This is a genomic window from Ligilactobacillus sp. WC1T17, from assembly GCA_900110005.1.
Lineage (GTDB): Bacteria > Bacillota > Bacilli > Lactobacillales > Lactobacillaceae > Ligilactobacillus > Ligilactobacillus ruminis_A.
The window spans coordinates 76,822-95,125 of record FOCC01000008.1; the positions used below are offsets into that span (position 1 = coordinate 76,822).

An 18,304-nucleotide genomic window follows, 5' to 3' on the forward strand; every position below is an offset into this window, starting at 1 on the left:
CTTATGAGCCGTACGCTAAGCTTGGCCTGATGGCGACGCGAGGGGCTTGTCCACTCCTAGCCTTCAGGTCCTTAGCGCTAGGCTCATGCGAAGTTTTGCCGTACTACACCAGGGTGCTTTTCTTGGCGGTTAAGCTTCGTAAGCTAAGTGCCCTGAACCCGCCGCGGGCTGTCAAGCCCCAAGGGGTAAGGGTCTTAGCTTTAGGAGCTTGCCAAGAAAAGCCCGACTACATAGGGTGCAATCACGAACGGTTATGAGCCGTAAAATAAGCTGCGACCACCGCAGCGGGGCTGTTAAGAACCCAAGGTGGTTGTGCTTATTTATAGGCTCATGCGAGTGATTGCCCAACTACATAGGGTGCAAAACAGAGTACTCAGCTATACAAAAAGAGGCTTGAATTTTCAAGCCTCTTTTTTGCTGTATTAATTTTTCTGCCAAAATTGGTGTAATTCATGATTGATTTGTGCAAGGTTTTGCGTGCGTTTAACCTGCCAATGGCGTGGGAAAAATTGCTGGTAAGTGGGATTAGCAAAGCGTTTGTCGACTAAGCAGACAACGCCACGGTCTGTTTCAGTACGAATAACGCGACCAGCGGCTTGAAAGACATTATTTAAACCGGGAAGTTGGTAGGCAATTTGAAATCCATCTTCATTTTGAGCTTCAAAATAGTTTTTTAAGGCATCATTTTCTAAGCTTAAAGCTGGCAAGCCGACGGTGACAATCAAACAGCCGCTCAGTTTATCGCCAACCAAATCAATTCCTTCGGCAAAACTTCCGCCCAATACAGCAAAACCGACAAAGCTCTGCTCATGCTGGTGGTCAAAATTAGCTAAAAAAGCCTCTTTAGCTTTGGTGTCCATTTGTTCATCCTGTAATTTAGCGGCGCTTTGCGGATACTTAGCGCAAAAATTATGATATAGCTGTTTAAGATAGCTGTAAGAAGGGGCAAACAGCAGGTAATTACCTTTTTTATGTGCCAGCATGCTATTTAGGAGTTCTGATATGTCATTTAGGCTTTGGCTGCGCTTTTTATAAGTTACATCAATATAATCAGCCAGCAAAATTTTTAGATTATGCGGATCAAAAGGAGATGGCAGCTGGTAGCATAAAGCTTTTTGACAGCCAAACATTTCTTTGAAATAATCCATGGGACTTAAGGTAGCCGAAAAAAAGACACATGCCGAGCCCAATTCAAGGCTTTCGGCCAGCATTTTGGCTGGATTCAGCGAAAAAAGCTTGAGCGTTAGATTAGCATCTTGATAGGTTAATTTTGTACGGAAGCTATCGTCAAAGAAGCTGTCGATTTTTAAAAAGGTATAGCTTTGCAGGAAACATTCTTTTAAGGATGGATATTTTTTTAAATCAGGCAGGCTTGGCAGCAGATCTAAGATGAAATTTACCAGCCGCTCCAAAGGGTTTGTAATGCTGGTCAAATGATCGCTTAAAAGTAATTCTTCTTGGCTAAATTCAACCATAGGTGCACTGAGGTTTGTAAAGGCTGACGCAACTTCTTTTAAACGGCGGTTTAGAGTTTGATTTTTTAAAGGAGCAACTTCAGCCATGGCATTTTCAAACAAAGCTGTCGTTAAAGAAGCCGTATACATTTCACGGCTGCGACTGACTAGATTATGGGCTTCATCAATTAAAAAGCAGTAGTTGTTGTTGGTGTTTTCGGCAAAAAAACGTTGCAAATAAACCATAGGATCAAAGAGGTAGTTATAGTCGCAAATGATAAAATCACAAAATAAACTAAGGTCCAAGGAAAACTCAAAGGGGTCGACGCAATGTTTTTTGGCATAAGCTTCAATGACAGGACGAGTAATCTGTGTTTCATGCTGCAAAATATCCTTTAAAGCAGGGCGTAACCGGTCATAGTAGCCTAAATAGTAAGGATTTTGGTTATCATCTAGGTCTAATTCTTCGGCGAAGGTGATTTTATCGCGAGCTGTTAGGGTAATGGAATGAACCCTGGTTTTCAGTAAAGCTAAGGTATCTTCACATGTCTTGCGCGTACTTTCTTTGGCTGTCAGGTAAAAAATTTTTTCCGTTTGGTCCTCTCCCATGGCTTTTAAAGCGGGAAAGACAGTGGAAATCGTCTTTCCGGTTCCTGTGGGGGCTTCAACGAGCAGCTGCTTTTTTAAAGCAATCGTTTTATAAACGCTGGCTGCCAATTCATATTGGTTTTTACGATAGTTTGGGAAGGGAAAAGTTAATGTTTTAAGACTTTGCTGGCGGTCTTGCTTAAGTTTATCTAAAAGCAGCAGCCACTCTTCATATTCCGTGATGGCTTGCATAAAACGTTTTTTAGCTGCATCTTTGGTCAGGTGTTTGCTTTTTTTAGTTAATTCTTCAGTTGTTGTTTGAAAATACAGCAAGGTGACCTTTAATGCAGGCAGCTGATATTTTTTCATTAAAAGATAAGCATAAATTTCGCATTGTGCCCAGTAAAGTGTTAAAATATTCTTAGATAATTCATTAAAATTTGGAGAAGATGTTTTAATTTCAATAACCTCTTGCGGAATATTATGGTGATATTTGATACCGTCAGCCCTTCCATGCAGCAAAATTTGAAAACGTTCATTAAAATCAAAGCTGTATTTGAGGTCGACTTCTTTTTTAGTATTTTCGTCAAAAGAAGCTTGCAGGAATTGGTGGATGCGGGTACCGTTTAAAGCCGTATTTTGGCTTTTAGACCTGCTAGTTGTTAGATCACCGGTTTTGAGTGTGAATTCAACAAGTTGGCGAATGCCGATTGATTTGGTTTGCATGTAATCAGTCCTTTAGGTTGATTCTAGCAAAAAAAGCGGTTGTTGGTATAGTATCATTAAAATAATTACGCCAAAAGATGTTTTTTTATGATAATATGGAACTTGGATTTTTTTAGAAGATTATAAATAATACGGATTAATTAAAAGGTGAATGGAATGGATACGACGATTAATAAAGCATTGGGACATAAAACACTGAATCTTTTTCAAGTAGAGATGTTTTTGGTTAAACAAGATTCAGAGCTTTTTATCGATATTCCTAATGAAACACCAAATCTTGGGGAAGGTACACCTGATATTTTTATAAAGGATGAAAATTTATTGTATCGCATTCAGCAGTTCAATGAGCAGGCTAAAATTGGGGTGATGAATTTTGCTGATCCTTATACACCAGGGGGACATTTTATGGATGGTGTTGCAGGTCAAGAACAGATGCTGTGCCGTGATAGTTATCTTTATCCCGAATTACGCAAATTTATTCAAACATATTATTTTGAGAATGCGCAGGATCCGCAAGGGTATTTGATTCAGCCAGCGGTTATTAATTCACATCATATTAAGGTGTTAAGGGATGAAAAAGAAGATCGTATTTTAAGCAAATTCCGCTATATTGATGTGGTTTCAACGGCAGCACCGGATATCAGGGAAATGAAAGCTAAGGGCATTGTACCTGACCAGGCTAAAATCTATGCTAATTTGAGCGAAAAGATTTTGCGGACACTAAGAGTCTTTAAGTTAAATGGCGATCGAGAGCTTATTTTAGGCGCTTTTGGCTGTGGTTATTTGCAAAATGATCCGCAGATGGTGGCAACAATCTTCAAAGAATGCCTGGACCGTACGGAATTTTTAGGCTGTTTTGACCATATTTATTTTGATATTTGGCATAACCCAAGTGTTTTACAGACGTTTGCCAAGATTCTTTTATAAGTATAAGGCAATAATTATCTTGAAAAAGGTGATTATTGCCTTTTTGGATAACTTTGAGAATTTATTGGTAGTTTTTTGCTCATTTGTGTCAAAAAAATTGACAACAAAAAAAGTGAAGAGTAGTATATGTTAAAGATAAATAAGGTCTCTTGTGGACTGAAGAAAGGAAATCAGGGATGTATAAATTATTAAAAAAACGGCTTTCGTGGCCAACTGTGATAGGTTCCGTAGCCTTTTTGATGGTACAGGTAATATGTGATATGTACCTTCCTTCTTTGACTTCAGATATGATTAATAATGGGGTTGCCAAGGGTGATACCGGTTATATTTGGCTAGTCGGCTGGAAGATGTTGGGTGTGGCGGCGATTGGTATGATTGGTTCCATCGGCAATGTTTATTTAGCAGCCCATGTTTCGCAAAAGGCCGGTTCAACTTTGCGTAAAGATATTTTCCGCAAGGTCTTAGGATTTGGCAACCAAGAAATTGACGGGTTTAGTACTTCATCATTGATTACGCGGACGACTAATGACGTTTTGCAGATTCAAAATGTGGTTTTGATGATGCTAAGAATGATGCTGATGTCGCCTTTGATGGTGATAGGAGCCAGCATTATGGCTTATCAAAGTGAAAAGCGGTTGACAATGGTTTTCTTGGTTTCAGTGCCTTTGCTTGTAGTAGCTATGGGAATTGTGATGTATTTTGCTGTACCGCTTTTTAAGAGCCTACAAGGTAAGATTGATCAAATTAATTTGACTTTCCGTGAAGGTTTAACAGGGGTCAGGGTTATCCGTGCTTTTAGGCAAGATGCCTTTGAACAAACTCGTTTTGATCAAGCTAACCGTGATTATACTGACACCGGGATTCGCGTCTTCAGTATTGCGTCCATGATGTTTCCAATTTTAACGGTGATTTTAAATGGAACAAATATGATGATTATTTGGTTTGGGGCCAAACTCATTGCCAATCAAACCATGGAAGTCGGGAATTTAGTGTCCTTTATGACTTATGCCAGCATGATTTTATTTAGCTTTATGATGTTGTCCATGGTCTTTGTTTTCATTCCTAGAGCGCAAGCAGCTGCTGGACGTTTAAATGAAGTTTTGGATACTAAAGATACGGTTTTAGATCCAAGTGAACCGCAAAAATTTGCGCAAGCTCCAGTTGAATTGGAATATGATGGAGTTGAATTTTATTATGGCAAGGCTGAAAAACCGGCCTTGACGGGGGTTGACTTTAAAGCGCATGCCGGTCAAACAGTTGCCGTGATCGGCGGGACCGGTAGTGGCAAGTCAACCTTGATTAACTTGATTCCGCGTTTGTATGATACCAGTCATGGTCAAGTAAAAATTAATGGTTTGGACGTTAGAAAGGCCAGCCAAAAAGATGTGCATGACCATGTTTCTTTTGTTCAGCAAAAGGCTGTCTTATTTAAAGGAACCATTCGGAGCAATATGCTGTTTGGCAATCCTAATGCTAGTGACGAAGAAATTTGGCATGCTTTGGAAATTGCTCAAGCCAAGGACTTTGTGGCCGAACTTCCTAAACAATTGGACGCGGTAGTGGAACAAGGCGGTAATAATTTCTCTGGTGGTCAAAAGCAGCGTTTAGCAATTGCCAGAGCTTTGATGAAAAAAGCTGCCATTTATGTTTTTGATGATTCATTCTCAGCACTGGATTTCAAGACGGATGCTAAATTGCGCCAAGCTTTGAAGCAAGATCCTGAAATTCAAAAGAGTATTGTGGTCATTGTGGCTCAGCGTGTCTCGACAGTGCTGGCAGCTGACCTTATTTTGGTGCTGGATGAGGGCCAAGTGGTTGGTCAAGGTACTCACCAAGAATTAGTACAAAATAATGAGACCTATCAAGAAATTGTCAATTCACAAATCCGAAAGGGGGACATGTAGATGCCAAGAAGAGTAAATGTTAAACCGCAAAAAGCCAAAAATTTTTGGGGGACTACCAAGCGCTTATTGTCATACATGGACCCTTGGAAATACGGCTTGTTGGCCGTGGTTATTTTTGCTATTGGTTCGGTTATCTTTCAAATTGTTACGCCTAAGATTTTAGGGAAAGCTACTACTGAAATTTATAAAGGCGTGATGAGTGGTTATGCCCAAATGAAATTGGGACAGCATATCACCAAGTTTCCAATTGATTTTGATAAAATTACCCAAATTTTAATCACCGTAGCGATTTGCTATGGGATTTCGTTACTGTTGTCAGTGGCCCAACAATTGATTATGGCTAATATTTCGCAAAAAGTTGTCTATAATTTGCGGCGTGATATGAAAGCTAAAATGCAACGTCTGCCAATCAACTATTATGATACCCATTCTAATGGGGATATTATGTCAAGAGCTGTCAATGATATGGATAATATCGGCGGGACTTTGCAACAGTCGTTATCCCAATTAGTGACCAGTTCGGTTACTTTTGTCGGCGTCTTCATCATGATGTTGACTATCAGCTGGAAGATGACTTTAATTGCCTGCATTACGATTCCTTTGGGGCTTTTTGTGGTCGCCGTTATTGCTCCGAAGTCGCAAAAGTACTTTGCCAGCCAGCAAAAGAGTTTGGGTTTAATCAATAACTATGTTGAAGAAGATTATGCTGGGCATACAGTCTTAAAGACTTTCAACAAAGAAGAAGATATGATTGCTGAGTTTGAAGCTGAAAATGAACGCTATTATGAAGCTTCTTGGAAGGCCCAATTTATTTCTGGCTTGATTATGCCGGCAATGAACTTAATCAAAAATATCGGCTATGTCTTTGTTGCGATTGCCGGTGGAGTAGCGGTTGCTAAACGGACGATGGCCTTAGGCGATGTGCAGGCTTTCTTGCAATACGTGAACCAATTTACCCAACCGATTACACAATTAGCTAACTTGGCTAATACCATTCAATCAACGATTGTTTCGGCGGAACGTATTTTCGAAGTGTTTGATGAACCCGACATGAGCGAAACTACTGAAGTTTTGCCAGATGAAAAGACGGATGCCAAGATTTTGTTCGAACATGTCAAATTCGGTTATTCTGATGACGAAATTTTGATGAAAGATTTTACTTTTGAAGCTGCTTCCGGTAAAATGGTTGCCATTGTCGGCCCTACAGGTGCCGGTAAGACAACTTTGATTAATCTGCTGGAGCGTTTTTATGATATTAAAGGCGGTGCGATTCGCCTAGACGGTGTGGATACGCGTAAGATGTCACGTGAAGACTTGCGGTCGCACTTTGCGATGGTCTTGCAAGACACTTGGATATTTACCGGTACGATTTATGAAAATATTAAGTATGGGCGTGAGGATGCGACTGAAGAAGAAATTATCAGGGCTGCTAAAGCAGCACATGCTGATAGTTTTATCCGACAGTTACCTGACGGTTATCAAACCGTTTTGAACGAAGAAGCTTCCAATATTTCCCAGGGGCAGCGGCAGCTTTTAACCATTGCCAGAGCCTTCTTGGCTGATCCTGAAATTTTGATTTTGGATGAAGCTACCAGTTCAGTTGATACGAGAACCGAAATTTTAATTCAAAAGGCAATGAATAAATTGCTGGCTAATCGGACGAGTTTTGTGGTGGCCCACCGCTTATCAACCATTCGTGATGCTGACAAGATTATTGTAATGAACCATGGGTCGATTGTTGAAACCGGCAACCATGACAGCTTAATGGCTAAAAGTGGTTTTTATGCTGACCTTTATAACAGTCAGTTTGCTGATCAAATTGAAGCATAAAAAAAGAGGCTTGAAAATTCAAGCCTCTTTTTTTGCGGTATCTTTGATAAGCGCTCAGTTTTGCACTCTGGTTTTAGTCGGGCTTTGGCTCGCATACGCCTACGTCTAAGCTGTGTCCGCTTGGAATCGTACCGATTCCCGCGCTACCACGAGCTTAGTCTACCGGCGTATGACCGCTCGCCAAAGCACCCTGGTTTAGTTGGGCTTTGACTCGCATACGCCTACGTCTAAGCTGTGTCCGCTTGGAATCGTACCGATTCCCGCGCTACCACGAGCTTAGTCTACCGGCGTATGACCGCTCGCCAAAGCACCCTCAAAGATAGATTGGCGCACTCCACAATGCGTATCAATCAGACACCCTGCAATCCGGCAGTAATGGTGTCCCGCTATTCGAAATAAACCACTAGTTGCAACAGCAAAACAGCTAAAGCTGCCTGGTTTTCCTCGACTCATCGCATAGGTCTAAGATAGCAGATAGCAGCCGAATTTGCAAGCTAGATTTTTTTATCCATGCGGTGATGGTTAATACCGGCATCTAAAAAGCCTGCGCCAACGACGTGGTAGCCAAGGCTTAAATAAAAGCCTTGGGCCTGGTCTTGGGCACCCAAAGTCAAGTATGCAAGCTTATTTTCTTTAGCCTTTTGTTCGATATATTGCAATAATTTTTTGGCTAAACCCTGTCTGCGAAATTCTTTTAAGCAGGCGACCCGTTGGATGTGCCACGTGTTTTCATTTTCAAGCAAAGCGCGCGCACAGACGGCTGGTTTAGCGTCAAGATAGCCGACAAAATAAATCGGGCCAGCTTCATGTTCGATTTCCCGGCTTTGCGGAACTTTTTGTTCATCAATAAAGACAGCTTTGCGAATGGCTAAAGCATCTTGATAAATTGGGGACGTTAAAGTTGTGGTTTGTTTAATTTGCATCAAAAGCCTCCTTTATTTGTTGTATTTAGCGTAAAACAAACGACTTTAATTGACAATTAAAATAATTTGTAACAGCGCTTGCATTTTATTTGAAATATTTTTGAAGAAGACTATAATAGAAGTGTGATGTAATTCACATTTGTGGAAGTATATGAAAAGAGGCGAAGGATATTGGCTAAGAAGTTGAGTAAAGAAGAACGCAAGGCATTAGCTCGTAAAGCTATGGAAGACCGTGCTAAACAACCAAAGAAGTCTGCAGGCTCAGGTTTTGCTAAACTTGATTCTGACGCTAAGACCTTACGCGGCTACTAGTAATGTAAATCCACTGCTCAGCAGAGCATATCGAAAAAAGAGGCTTTAGGCCTCTTTTTTTATTGCTTGATTTTTGTTTAAGATACAGACCTCTTAGTATCATTTCACAGGATAATTTGCTATAGTATTCTTAAGATAAAGGAGGAATCTAGATGTTATTAATTATTATTTTAGTAATTATTGCTATTTTGGTTTTGGGTTATGTTTCGATTTACAACGGATTGCAAAAAGCCAAAGTTTATACAGATGAATCTTGGAGTCAAATTGATGTTCAATTAAAACGGCGCAATGATTTAATCCCTAACTTAGTGGAAGTAACCAAGGGGTATGCTAAGCATGAAAAAGAGACGCTGGCCCAAGTTATTAACCTACGTAACCAGCTGGCAGCTGTGCCAAGTGATGCACATGCTGACAAGATGGAACTTTCCAATGAATTATCGTCATCATTGAAGTCGATTTTTGCCTTGAGTGAAGCTTATCCTGATTTGAAAGCTAATCAAGAATTTACCAAATTGATGGAAGAATTGACGAATACGGAAAATAAAATTGCCTACTCACGGCAATTATTTAACAGTTCGGCAGCTGCTTATAATCAAAAACTGGTGACTTTCCCTTCAAATATGGTAGCTAAAGTTCATCGCTTGGAAAAGGTGGATTACTTGGAAACACCAGTTGAGGAAACAAAAGCACCCAAGGTTTCTTTTTAAAGATAGGTGATTTGATTGTTATATGAGCAAATTAATGCAAATAAAAGAAAAACAATCTTTGTTATGCTGGGTTTCATGCTGCTTTTAGCAGTAATAGGGGCGGCTTTGGGCTATTATTTGGCCAGAAGTCTTAGTATGGGCGTTATTTTGGCAGTAGTCGTTGGTGCAGTTTACATGTTTTTGACTTTGTCGCAATCAACTGAATTAGTGATGAATATGAACAATGCTGTTGAGATTACCAGCCCTAATCAAGCCCCTGAATTGTGGCATATTGTAGAAGATATGGCGTTGGTCGGCAAAATCCCCATGCCAAGGGTCTTTATTATTGATGATGAAAGTCCCAATGCTTTTGCTACAGGGCCTGACCCTGAGCATTCGGCAGTCGCGGCTACCCGTGGTTTAATGGAAAGACTTGACCGGGCTGAACTAGAAGGCGTAATGGCGCATGAAGTTTCGCATATCAGAAATTATGATATTCGGCTGCAAACCACAGCCTTGGCTTTGGCTTCAGCCGTTGTTTTTTTGGCTAATATCGGCTCAAATGCAATGTGGTTTGGCCCACGCCAAAGAGATGATGATGAGGAAGGTCAAGGCCTAGATGTTATCATGCTGGTGTTGTCGCTTTTAGCACTTATTTTTGCCCCTTTGGCAGCTACAATGGCACAGATGGCTTTATCACGCAATCGTGAATATTTGGCCGATGCTTCAGCAGTCGAATTGACCCGTAATCCGCAGGGATTAATTTCAGCTTTGGAGAAAATTTCTAATAGTGAGCCGATGAGTCAAGCAGACCCTAGCAGTGCTTCTTTATATATTGAAAATCCTTTTAAGGAAAGTTCGTGGACTCATCTTTTTGATACGCATCCGCCTACAGCAAAACGAATTGCGCGCTTAAGACAGATGTAAGAGCAAAACCCCATTTATTTTAAATGGGGTTTTTAGTCGTTTTGCTTTCAAATGTAAAAGTAATTATGGTACAATATAAACGGACTGTATTTGTAAACGGCGCTAAGCGTTGCGCATAGCCAGCTTGGCTAGAAAGGAAGAAATTACGCATGAAGATGCAATTATCTGAGGTTGCACGTGCTTTAGGGGTGGAACCTGAAGCTAGTTTTGAGCAAGTGATGGTGACGGGTGTCAGCTTTGATAGCCGCACTTTAACCAAGGGAGCTCTTTTTATCCCTTTAATAGCAGAACATGATGGTCATAATTATGTTGAAGCTGCTAAAAACAATGGTGCTTGTGCTACCTTATGGCAAAAAGGGCATGCCAATATGCCGCAAGATTTGCCCGTCTTGGAAGTAGAAGATACCTTAAAGGCGATGCAACAGCTGGGCAAGTATTATCTGCAAAAAATCAACCCTAAAGTAGTAGCTGTCACAGGAAGTAACGGCAAAACGACAACCAAGGATATGATTGCAGCCGTTTTAGCCACTGAATTTAACGTGGCTAAAACACAAGATAATTTCAACAATGAAATCGGTGTACCTTTGACAGCTCTTTCCATGGAACCCAATACTGAAGTTCTTGTGGTGGAAATGGGGATGGATCATTTCGGCGAATTAGATGCTTTAAGCAAAATTGCCGAGCCTGATGTGGCCGTTATTACCATGATTGGTGAGGCTCACATTGAGTTTTTCAAGACTAGAGATAAGATTGCTGATGCCAAGATGGAAATTACCCATGGCTTAAAAGAAGACGGCGTTTTAATTTATAATGGTGATGAACCTTTATTGGTTGAAAGAGCCAGCCAAGTTGATTTTGAAACGAGAACTTTTGGGACTGGCAGCAATGTTTCCCTGCAAGCGCAAAATATTGTTAGCAACGCTGAAAAAACCAGCTTTAGAGTTAAACAATGGCCTGAGATGAATTTTACAATTCCAATGATTGGAGCCTACAATGTTAAAAATGCTTTGGCAGCTTTAAGTGTGGGTGATTTATTTCATATTAATCCCAAGCAGATGGCGCAAGCCTTAGAACATTTTGATTTAACGAAGAACCGGACGGAATGGCTGACAGCAGCTAATGGAGCAGCGGTTTTAAGTGATGTTTATAATTCTAATCCAACAGCTTGTGGTGAAGTTTTAACGGCTTTTTCCCAAGCACCGGTGAAGGGCAAGCGTTATGCAGTTTTAGGCGATATGCTTGAACTGGGTGAACAAGGTCCGCAGATGCATGCGGGCTTAGCTACTAAGCTTGATCCCCAAAAGATTAGCGAAGTTTTCTTGTGCGGACCTTTGATGGAGAATTTAGCGCAAGCACTTTTGATGAAATATGAAAAGGCTTCAATCCATCATTATCAACCCAACCAAAAAGAGTTATTATTGCAAGATTTAAAGGCTAAATTGACTGCCGATGATATGGTTATGCTCAAGGGCAGCCACGGTATTCATTTAGAACAAGTTTTGCAAGGTTTAATGTCATAAAGTAACGATAAGAAGGGGCTGACTTTTCTGGTCCCTTCTTTTAGTTATTAAGAGAGGCAGTAGAATTTTAGGAGGAAAAATTTATTGAAATTTGATGAACTTGGCTTAGAAGAAAACCTGTTAAAAGCGATTAAACGCAGCGGTTTTGAAGAAGCAACCCCGATTCAAGCCCAAACCATTCCCTTGGTTTTAGCAGGTATTGATGTTATTGGCCAGGCACAGACAGGGACAGGGAAGACCGCTGCTTTTGGCTTGCCGATTTTGCAGCATGTCGATGTTAAAGATCCCCATATCCAAGCAATTGTTATTTCACCAACCCGTGAACTGGCAATTCAAACACAAGAAGAATTGTTCCGTTTGGGCAAGGATAAGCGCGCCAAGGTGCAGGTAGTTTATGGCGGGGCTGATATTAGACGCCAAATCAACTTGTTGAAGCATGTGCCGCAAATTTTAGTGGGGACACCAGGACGGTTGCTCGATCATATTAAGCGTAAAACCGTTGATTTGTCACATGTTAAAATGCTGGTGTTGGATGAAGCTGATGAAATGCTTGATATGGGCTTCTTAGAAGATATTGAAGCCATTATTAAACAAACACCGGACAAACGGCAAACGCTTTTGTTTTCAGCAACCATGCCTAAAGCCATCTTAAACATTGGCGAAAAGTTTATGCATGAACCACAGGTTGTTAAGATTAAAGCTAAGCAATTGACGACAGACTTGGTTGATCAATATTTTGTCAGGGCTAAAGATTACGAAAAATTCGATATTATGACGCGGATTTTAGATGTTCAAGCGCCTGAACTGACAATTGTTTTTGGTCGAACAAAGCGGCGGGTGGATGAATTATCCAAAGGCTTGGAAGCTAGAGGTTACAATGCGGCCGGTATTCACGGGGATTTGACCCAGCAACGGCGGATGAGTATTTTGAAGCGGTTCAAGGAAGGTAAGCTGGACATTTTGGTGGCAACGGATGTGGCTGCCAGAGGGCTTGATATTTCTGGGGTAACGCATGTTTATAACTATGATATTCCGCAAGATCCTGAAAGTTATGTGCACCGGATTGGCCGGACAGGGCGTGCCGGACACCATGGGGTTTCAGTTACTTTTGTGACACCAAATGAAATGGAATACTTGCGGGTCATTGAGGCTTTGACGAAGAAACGGATGGAACCTTTACGTCCACCTACAGCTAAGGAAGCCTTCATCGGGCAATTATCCAGTGCTTTAACTGATATTAAAACGCTGGTTGAAAAGACGGATGTTGAAAAATACGCTGATCAAGCCAACGAATTATTGGAACAATATGATGCTGTTGAAATTGCGGCTGCTTTGCTCAATGAAATGACCAAAGATGATGCTAGTCAAGTCCCAGTTAAAATTACGCCGGAACGTCCTTTGCCACGCCGCAAAGGTTCAAAAAAGAAATTCTACGGCAAGTCCAAAGGTTCAGGTAAATTCAGACACAATGACCGTCATGGACGTGATAAATATGACCGTGACCGGAAGCATCAAGCTAAGAAGCGTTCATACACGATGCGTAGTAAAAAAGATTAAAGCCTAAAAAGAGGTTGAGCTTGACTCAGCCTCTTTTTTGAAATTATTTGTGAATAATCGTTAAGAATTATTGCTTTTAGGGCTTTTTCTTTTGTAAAATATGATAGTGTAGTTTAGAAGAGGTAATGAAATGATTTTTGGACATGGCATTGACTTAACTGAGATTGAGCGTATCAAAAAAGCTGATATGAAAAATCCTCATTTTGCACGCAAGGTCTTAACAGAAAATGAATGGACCTATTTTAATGAACTTAAGGGAAAAAGACGTTTTGAATATTTAGCGGGACGTTTTTCAGCTAAAGAAGCATATAGCAAAGCTTTAGGGACGGGAATTGGCAAGTTTGTGTCTTTACAAGCCGTTGAGATTTTAAATGACGCTAGCGGTAAGCCGTATATCAATAAACATCCGCGCTTAGGGCTTTTAAAGACGCATTTATCGATTTCACATACCGATAGTTTAGTGATGACGTCCGTTATTTTGGAAGAAATTAATTCTTGAGAGAAGATGAAAACATGGTGGCAGGTATACACCGTAATGCCCAAGCAATAGTTGATCTTGGGGCAATCAAACAAAATGTTGAATTGGAAATGAACCGTTTGGCAAAAGGACAGGAACTTTTTGCAGTAGTAAAGGCTGATGCCTATGGACATGGAATGCTCGAAGTAGCCAAGACAGCCAAAGAAGCTGGGGCTACGGGCTTTTGCGTAGCAATTATTGATGAAGGGTTGGCTTTAAGAGAAGCGGGATTTGATGATTTGGTGCTTATTTTAGGCGTCAATCCAGCTGATCAGGCATGTCTCATGGCCCAAAATGATTTGTCTGTGGCTGTAGGTGACTTGGAATTTTTGCAAACAGCGGCGCCTTTATTGGCTCAAAAAAGTTTAAAGCTTAAGGTTCACTTAGCCTTTGATACGGGCATGGGTCGAATTGGTTTTACCAATGAAGCAGATGTCAAAGCCGCTGAACAATTTATAGCTGAGCATCAAGAGCAGTTTGTATTTGAAGGAATTTTTACTCACTTTGCCTGTGCCGATACGCAAGATATGAGTTATTATCAAGTTCAAATTACCAAATTTAACCAGTTGAAAAAGGCGTTAACCAGATTGCCTAAGTATGTTCATGTGGCTAATTCAGCAGCAGCCATGTGGCATCAGGATTGTGGAGGCAACGCTATTAGATATGGGATTACTATGTATGGACTTAATCCATCAGGCCGTGAGTTGACCTTGCCGGTGGCTATCAAACCAGCCTTCAGCTTGGAAAGCGAACTGGTTTTGGTACGCAAATTAGCCAAGGGGTCAGGAATTGGCTATGGTAAAACCTATACTTTAGATGAAGATGCTTATATTGGAACGGTTCCGTTGGGGTATGCGGATGGCTGGCTGAGACGGATGCAGGGCTTTAAAGTTTTAATTGAAGGCCAATATTGTCCAATTGTGGGCCGCATCTGCATGGATCAATTTATGGTTAAATTACCAAAAGCATTTAAGAAGGGTACTAAAGTAACGTTAATCGGCCAAAATGGTGATAAAACGATCACGGCCCAAGATGCTGCTGATTACGCCCGGACCATCCATTACGAAATTTTATGCAACATTTCACAGCGGGTGCCACGTATTTATCATAAGTAGCTCAACTATAAGAGAGTGTGAAGGAATGCAAAAAGATAAGATTAGACGGGGAGATATTTTTTACGCGAAATTGTCGCCGGTGGTCGGATCTGAACAAGGAGGATTAAGACCGGTTGTTGTCGTGCAAAATGATGTGGGTAACCAATACAGTCCCACCTTAGTTGTTGCGGCAATTACCTCTAAAATTTCAAAGCCGCAATTGCCAACGCATGTAGCAATCGAAAAAAAATCAGCTAAAGTGTCAACAGGGCTGGTTAAAGATTCGGTTGCTTTGTTAGAACAATTGCGGACGATTGATAAACAAAGATTACAAAAGAAAATCGGTTATTTAACGCCAAAAGAAATTAGTGCCTTGAATCAGGCTTTGGCAATTAGTGTTGGTTTAGCAGAAAAGAGGTAAAAAATGGCTTACAAGACACAGCTTAATGCAAATGTACCTATTCAAAACGGTTCAGGTCAAGTGATTGTTGAATTGCCTACCGTTTTGCATGCCGGTGATTATTTAATGGTGGGTGATACGAAGACTAGATGGCTGGTTAAAAACAGCACTTATATCATTCATGATGAATTTCATCCTAAAAAAGAATATGTTGATTTAGTTTTGGATATTGAAAAAGCATAAAAAAAGAGGCTGCAAACAGCCTCTTTTTTTATGCTTGCAAATCTTCAATTTCAGGAACTTTGAAATTTTTCTTTTCCAAAGCTTTGACAATTGTTTCTAATTTTTCGTGAGAAACATCGGCAGGCAAAGTAAACATGGTCCGTCTTACTAATTCGCCTTGTTGAACATCCAAAGTCATGCAGCTGGCAATTGAAGTATACTTAGTAATGATTTTTGCCATATCAACGAGGTCACCACGGTCACCAGCCGAAACAACGGTTAAAACATAGCTGCCGACATTGACATTCCATGATTGTGAAAGCATGTTCAACAAGCGATTATGGGTTAAAATGCCATAAAAGTTGTTGTTTTCATCAAGCACGGTGATGTAAGGCAAGTCTTTGATAGTGAAGAAAACGTTGAAGAAGGCAGAATTGATGGAGACGAATTTAGTGGCATTCTTCAACAGATGTGTTACAGGCAAGCTCATATCGCCACCACGAGACTTGTGACGGTAAATATGCATTTTATAGATATTACCACGATATAATTTACCTGTTTCATCTAAGATTGGGACACAGCGGTAACCAGAATCTTCGAGGATTTTCAAGGCTTCTTCCAAAGTGGCATCTTCACGCACAGTTGTCAAATCTTTTTTAGGTTTGATCAATGTTTTAAGTAACATAGTAATAACCCCTTTGCTAATATTTTAATTTTTCTTTCATAGTATCCTAATATACTCTAGTTTAGCATAAAAGCAGCTGTAAGTGTATATCCAAGTTTTGAAAAATAAAAAAGGCCCTGAAATTCAGGGCCCCAAAAATCCAGCTAGTTAAAGCGGACGTTTATTTTTGGCTTTCTTCAAGGTTCTTCAAACCATCGTTGAGAACTTGCTTCAAAGTCTTAGCAGATGCAGTCATCTTAGCAGATTCTTCTTCGTTCAAAGGAACTTCGATAACTTGATTGATACCGTCTGCGTTAACAACAGCTGGTGTACCAATGTAAACATCGTTGATGCCGTATTGGCCTTCCATGTATGCAGAAACAGGAAGAACCGTATCTTCATCACGTAAGATAGCCTTAGAAATACGAGTCAAGGCAGCAGCAACACCGTAGAATGTTGCACCCTTCTTGTTGATGATTTCGTAAGCTTTGTTACGAACATCGTCTTCAATCTTGTCAAGTTGATCCTTAGATACGTTGTTCTTTTCAGCCCAGTCTAAGAATGGCATTGAACCGATGGAAGCTGATGAGTATGCAGCAAATTCGGAGTCGCCGTGTTCACCCATGATGTATGCGTGCATTGAACGAGGATCCTTGATGCCTGTAAGGTCAGCCAAAGCAACACGAAGACGTGCTGTATCCAAAGATGTACCTGAACCTAAAACGCGTTCCTTAGGGAAGCCAGAGAACTTCCATGTTGCGTATGTCAAGATATCAACAGGGTTAGCAGCAACTAAGAAGATACCTTGGAAACCAGAATCAACAACTGGCTTAACGATTGTGGACAAGATACGAAGGTTCTTGTTTACAAGGTCAAGACGAGTTTCACCTGGCTTTTGTGGTGCGCCGGCTGTGATAACAACCAAGTCAGCATCCTTGCAGTCAGAGTATTCTGCTGAGTAGATCTTCTTTGGATATGTGTAACCTGTAGCATCAAGCAAATCTAAAGCATCGCCTTCAGTACGTTCCTTGACAACGTCAATGATACCGAATTCTTCAGCGATACCTTGCAATGCCATAGCATATGCATAACTAGAACCAACGGCGCCATCGCCGACTAACATAACTTTTTGATGATTTTGTGTTTTTGACACAGTAATACATCCTTTCTTAAAAAAAGTAACTAATTGATACGGTTATATTATAACATGGATTACAGAAATTGGGGAAATGTTTTCAATGATAAAGATGTTTTTTCAATTTTATTTACTAATTTATGTTATACTTGGGGAAAAATAAAACCTGTTTTTGAATTTTACGGGTAAAAATATTAATGGGAAAACCGCGTTAGAAAGCTGATTTATCTTAATTGATAATAATTGAGCCTTAATAGCGCGGCATATTTTCGTTGATGCAAACAAATTTAAAAAAGATAACGCTTACAAAAAATTCCATATTTTTTTGTAAATAATGAAAGGATATAGTGATGAAATTAATTGTTGGTTTAGGAAATATCGGTAAAGAATATGAAGGCACAAGACACAATGCCGGTTTTATGACAGTAGATGCTTTTGCCAAGGAACACGGCTTAATGTTCAATAAGCAAAAGTTTGATGCGATGCTAGCTGAAGGAATGGTGGCTGGCCAAAAAGTGCTATTGGCCAAGCCGACGACTTATATGAATGAATCCGGTCAAGCAGTGAAGCAAATTGTCGCTTTTTATAAACTTGATGTTGAAGATTTAATCATCGTTCATGACGACATGGACTTGGAAGTGGGCAAATTACGGTTGCGGCAAAAAGGATCTGCCGGCGGACATAATGGTATTAAAAGTATCATCAAGCATCTTGGCACCGAAAAATTCAAACGAGCTCGATTAGGCATAGGTCATCCGGAAAAGATGACTGTGGTTGATTGGGTTTTAGGACGCTTTTCTCAAAGTGAAAAGGTGGCGTTTGAAGCTGGATTAGGGCACGTGGTTTCAGCGCTTGATGATTGGTTGGAAAATGATAATTTTATGCAGACAATGAACAAGTTTAACTAATACAGGTGAT

At 40.5% G+C, this 18,304-nt stretch carries 17 protein-coding genes; 13 read left to right on the top strand and 4 right to left on the bottom strand.

Annotation, left to right across the window (positions count from 1 at the left end):
• Window positions 1-422: 422 nt before the first annotated feature.
• Window positions 423-2,768, bottom strand: coding sequence for a helicase C-terminal domain-containing protein (locus tag BMX26_RS06445; protein WP_075530621.1), 2,346 nt, complete (start codon window positions 2,766-2,768; stop codon window positions 423-425).
• Window positions 2,769-2,924: 156 nt separating this feature from the next.
• Here BMX26_RS06445 and BMX26_RS06450 point away from each other — a divergent pair, with 156 nt between their 5' ends.
• The 3 genes from BMX26_RS06450 to BMX26_RS06460 all read left to right on the top strand — a co-directional run bounded on the left by BMX26_RS06450 (window position 2,925) and on the right by BMX26_RS06460 (window position 7,429).
• A complete protein-coding gene (locus BMX26_RS06450) occupies window positions 2,925-3,695 on the top strand; it encodes a TIGR02452 family protein (RefSeq protein WP_075530622.1) in 771 nt (256 codons plus the stop codon).
• Window positions 3,696-3,871: 176 nt separating this feature from the next.
• Window positions 3,872-5,599, top strand: a complete 1,728-nt coding sequence (locus tag BMX26_RS06455) for an ABC transporter ATP-binding protein (RefSeq protein ID WP_075530623.1) — start codon at window positions 3,872-3,874, stop codon at window positions 5,597-5,599.
• On the top strand, window positions 5,600-7,429 hold the full coding sequence (locus BMX26_RS06460) for an ABC transporter ATP-binding protein (RefSeq protein ID WP_075530624.1): 1,830 nt from the start codon (window positions 5,600-5,602) through the stop codon (window positions 7,427-7,429).
• Window positions 7,430-7,923: 494 nt separating this feature from the next.
• On the opposite strand, the gene BMX26_RS06465 is transcribed toward BMX26_RS06460, so the two are convergent.
• Entirely contained in the window at window positions 7,924-8,352 is a 429-nt protein-coding gene (locus BMX26_RS06465) for a GNAT family N-acetyltransferase (RefSeq protein ID WP_075530625.1), read from the bottom strand.
• Window positions 8,353-8,523: 171 nt separating this feature from the next.
• On the opposite strand from BMX26_RS06465, the gene BMX26_RS09615 reads away from it, so the two are divergent.
• The 9 genes from BMX26_RS09615 (at window position 8,524) to BMX26_RS06505 (ending at window position 15,608) form a co-directional block, all read left to right on the top strand.
• Complete coding sequence (locus tag BMX26_RS09615; RefSeq protein WP_173647549.1) at window positions 8,524-8,664, top strand: hypothetical protein; 141 nt, start codon at window positions 8,524-8,526, stop codon at window positions 8,662-8,664.
• 152 nt (window positions 8,665-8,816) lie between these two features.
• Window positions 8,817-9,371 carry a LemA family protein gene (locus BMX26_RS06470; RefSeq protein ID WP_075530626.1) on the top strand — a complete coding sequence of 185 codons (555 nt, stop codon included), beginning with the start codon at window positions 8,817-8,819 and terminating at the stop codon, window positions 9,369-9,371.
• Between the two features lie 15 nt (window positions 9,372-9,386).
• Entirely contained in the window at window positions 9,387-10,277 is an 891-nt protein-coding gene (gene htpX / locus BMX26_RS06475; RefSeq protein ID WP_075530627.1) for a zinc metalloprotease HtpX, read from the top strand.
• A 149-nt stretch (window positions 10,278-10,426) separates the two neighbouring features.
• A complete protein-coding gene (locus BMX26_RS06480; RefSeq protein ID WP_075530628.1) occupies window positions 10,427-11,797 on the top strand; it encodes a UDP-N-acetylmuramoyl-tripeptide--D-alanyl-D-alanine ligase in 1,371 nt (456 codons plus the stop codon).
• 84 nt (window positions 11,798-11,881) lie between these two features.
• Entirely contained in the window at window positions 11,882-13,354 is a 1,473-nt protein-coding gene (locus tag BMX26_RS06485; RefSeq protein WP_075530629.1) for a DEAD/DEAH box helicase, read from the top strand.
• A 130-nt stretch (window positions 13,355-13,484) separates the two neighbouring features.
• Window positions 13,485-13,853, top strand: a complete 369-nt coding sequence (gene acpS / locus BMX26_RS06490) for a holo-ACP synthase (protein ID WP_075530630.1) — start codon at window positions 13,485-13,487, stop codon at window positions 13,851-13,853.
• A 14-nt stretch (window positions 13,854-13,867) separates the two neighbouring features.
• Entirely contained in the window at window positions 13,868-14,986 is a 1,119-nt protein-coding gene (gene alr / locus BMX26_RS06495; RefSeq protein WP_075530648.1) for an alanine racemase, read from the top strand.
• Window positions 14,987-15,011: 25 nt separating this feature from the next.
• Window positions 15,012-15,386: a type II toxin-antitoxin system PemK/MazF family toxin gene (locus BMX26_RS06500; protein ID WP_075530631.1), complete on the top strand. Its 375-nt coding sequence runs from the start codon at window positions 15,012-15,014 to the stop codon at window positions 15,384-15,386.
• A 3-nt stretch (window positions 15,387-15,389) separates the two neighbouring features.
• The gene (locus BMX26_RS06505; protein ID WP_075530632.1) at window positions 15,390-15,608 is read left to right on the top strand and encodes a hypothetical protein; all 219 of its coding nucleotides are present in this window, start codon (window positions 15,390-15,392) and stop codon (window positions 15,606-15,608) included.
• A gap of 28 nt (window positions 15,609-15,636) precedes the next feature.
• On the opposite strand, the gene cbpA is transcribed toward BMX26_RS06505, so the two are convergent.
• Together cbpA and BMX26_RS06515 are read right to left on the bottom strand one after the other, a co-directional pair.
• Complete coding sequence (gene cbpA / locus BMX26_RS06510; protein WP_075530633.1) at window positions 15,637-16,272, bottom strand: cyclic di-AMP binding protein CbpA; 636 nt, start codon at window positions 16,270-16,272, stop codon at window positions 15,637-15,639.
• A 160-nt stretch (window positions 16,273-16,432) separates the two neighbouring features.
• A complete protein-coding gene (locus BMX26_RS06515) occupies window positions 16,433-17,404 on the bottom strand; it encodes an L-lactate dehydrogenase (RefSeq protein WP_075530634.1) in 972 nt (323 codons plus the stop codon).
• Window positions 17,405-17,736: 332 nt separating this feature from the next.
• Between BMX26_RS06515 and pth the strand changes: the two genes are divergently transcribed.
• Window positions 17,737-18,294, top strand: coding sequence for an aminoacyl-tRNA hydrolase (gene pth, locus BMX26_RS06520; RefSeq protein ID WP_075530635.1), 558 nt, complete (start codon window positions 17,737-17,739; stop codon window positions 18,292-18,294).
• Window positions 18,295-18,304 lie beyond the last annotated feature (10 nt).

Bases quoted from the DNA above. Each gene is read 5' to 3' on its own strand.
- BMX26_RS06445 (WP_075530621.1), bottom strand. From the start codon at position 2,768: ATGCAAACCAAATCAATCGGCATTCGCCAACTTGTTGAATTCACACTC.
- BMX26_RS06450 (WP_075530622.1), top strand. From the start codon at position 2,925: ATGGATACGACGATTAATAAAGCATTGGGACATAAAACACTGAATCTT.
- BMX26_RS06455 (WP_075530623.1), top strand. From the start codon at position 3,872: ATGTATAAATTATTAAAAAAACGGCTTTCGTGGCCAACTGTGATAGGT.
- BMX26_RS06460 (WP_075530624.1), top strand. From the start codon at position 5,600: ATGCCAAGAAGAGTAAATGTTAAACCGCAAAAAGCCAAAAATTTTTGG.
- BMX26_RS06465 (WP_075530625.1), bottom strand. From the start codon at position 8,352: ATGCAAATTAAACAAACCACAACTTTAACGTCCCCAATTTATCAAGAT.
- BMX26_RS06470 (WP_075530626.1), top strand. From the start codon at position 8,817: ATGTTATTAATTATTATTTTAGTAATTATTGCTATTTTGGTTTTGGGT.
- BMX26_RS06480 (WP_075530628.1), top strand. From the start codon at position 10,427: ATGAAGATGCAATTATCTGAGGTTGCACGTGCTTTAGGGGTGGAACCT.
- acpS (WP_075530630.1), top strand. From the start codon at position 13,485: ATGATTTTTGGACATGGCATTGACTTAACTGAGATTGAGCGTATCAAA.
- alr (WP_075530648.1), top strand. From the start codon at position 13,868: ATGGTGGCAGGTATACACCGTAATGCCCAAGCAATAGTTGATCTTGGG.
- BMX26_RS06500 (WP_075530631.1), top strand. From the start codon at position 15,012: ATGCAAAAAGATAAGATTAGACGGGGAGATATTTTTTACGCGAAATTG.
- BMX26_RS06505 (WP_075530632.1), top strand. From the start codon at position 15,390: ATGGCTTACAAGACACAGCTTAATGCAAATGTACCTATTCAAAACGGT.
- cbpA (WP_075530633.1), bottom strand. From the start codon at position 16,272: ATGTTACTTAAAACATTGATCAAACCTAAAAAAGATTTGACAACTGTG.
- pth (WP_075530635.1), top strand. From the start codon at position 17,737: ATGAAATTAATTGTTGGTTTAGGAAATATCGGTAAAGAATATGAAGGC.